2 protein-coding genes are annotated in these 1639 nt (G+C 30.1%); both read right to left on the reverse strand.

What is annotated here, in order from left to right; translation table 11 throughout:
- Positions 1-223 precede the first annotated feature (223 nt).
- Positions 224-643 (reverse strand): hypothetical protein, encoded by a 420-nt coding sequence (locus FNW21_RS16140; RefSeq protein ID WP_144257776.1) that lies wholly within the window; start codon positions 641-643, stop codon positions 224-226.
- A gap of 491 nt (positions 644-1134) precedes the next feature.
- Positions 1135-1527 carry a hypothetical protein gene (locus FNW21_RS16145; protein ID WP_144257777.1) on the reverse strand — a complete coding sequence of 131 codons (393 nt, stop codon included), beginning with the start codon at positions 1525-1527 and terminating at the stop codon, positions 1135-1137.
- Positions 1528-1639 lie beyond the last annotated feature (112 nt).

The raw sequence follows: 1639 nt of genomic DNA on the forward strand, positions 1-1639 counted from the left end.
CAAATCGAAATTACCTGCGTAATTTCGGCATAACTAGCCAGTAACGTTCTCGCGCTACAAGCAGTTTGGGATTAAATCAGCGTTATCTTTCGGATTTGCCAAATCTTCCAAATACAAGACCAACTTTAAATTAAGCGAAATACCCAAATTGCTTGTAGCGTGTGTTAGCCGTTCGGTTTTATTTCTCTTAATCTGTTATATAAAATCCATTTTATTATTATTTCTAAAAAAACCAGCTAAAAACTGTCTTCACACCAACTATAAATATCAAAACTATTAAACCAAGAATTGCTAAAAAACCATATTCTACAATTTTATCTTTCCAATTTCTGACGTATGGCTCATCTTTTATGTCAATTCTATTTTCTGCTTTTGGCTCAATATAAGCGACCCAAATATCGCCTGTAATCCATTTTGCTTTTGGGTCAAATGTCAATATGTTTTTTTCGGAATTTCCAATAATTTCATCTGTATCTCTAGAGGCTTTCAATAGTTCGTTTGCAAATAATTCTAATCCGTATTTGTTTGCTTTAATAAATAATTCATCTCCAGCTTCTAAATAGTGAATACCAAAAAATGCTTTTTCTTTAGAATTTTCATTTTCAATTTTTTCGATAATTTTATTTAACTCTTCTTTTTCCAAAACGATTATTTTCTTTTTTCTGTTTAGTTTTCGTTCGCTGTAAACTGACGGCTAACGTTCTGGCACTACAGCGGGTTTGGGACTAAATTAAGCCCATTCTTCGGATTTGCCAAATCATCCCAAATACAAAACCAACTTTCCATTAAGCCAATTGCCCAAATCCGTTGTAGTGGCTGTTATGCGGGGGTTATTTTGTCGAAATTACGATTTTCACACAAAAAATTTTCACGCTTCTTTTGGCAATTCCAATTTTCACGCTTTTGCTTTTCGGTTCATAATTTTCAACTTATTGTTTTTAAATTTCTATTTTATTTTTTGCGCAAAACTTTTCAAGTTTCTGTTGGCAGATTCCAACTTTCACGCTTCTGTTTTTCAGATTCCAATTTTCAAATTTCTACTTTGAAGTTTCTATTTAAACAAATGTATATTTTGTGGTTATTATCTTCTGAATAATTTGGACACAATTAATGTAGATTTTTTTCTGTAATATTTTAATTAATTATTAAGTTTCCTGGATTACTTGCGTCTGAAAAGAGTTTGTGGATTTGGTCTTTTCTGCATTTTAGAATTAATGTATCTCCTGAATAAATTTCTATTTCTTTAATATCATAAAAATCAGGTTCGGTATGCATAGTTGCATCAAAGAGATATGATTCTGAAGGTTCAATTTTGATTTCATAATCTTTAGGATTCTCTTCATTAAATGAAAGACCCTTTTCTAAATATTCTTTTCGTATTTTATTAATTGCATCATTATCTATTTTTACTTTAAGAGTAATTTCATTTTTTGAATTATTTACAATAGAAGAAATAGAACTTTTTTCACCGCAAGAAATAAGAGAAAATAAAGTAAATATTAAAATAACATTTTTATAAAATTTCATAGTATTATTTTTTCGTTTTCCGTTTAACTCCCGCATAACGTTCTGGTACTACAGCGGGTTTGGGACTAAATTAAGCCCATTCTTCGGATTTGCCAAATCATCCCAAATACAA

The organism is Flavobacterium restrictum (assembly GCF_007097245.1).
Classification (GTDB): domain Bacteria; phylum Bacteroidota; class Bacteroidia; order Flavobacteriales; family Flavobacteriaceae; genus Flavobacterium; species Flavobacterium restrictum.

Bases quoted from the DNA above. Each gene is read 5' to 3' on its own strand.
- FNW21_RS16145 (WP_144257777.1), bottom strand. From the start codon at position 1,527: ATGAAATTTTATAAAAATGTTATTTTAATATTTACTTTATTTTCTCTT.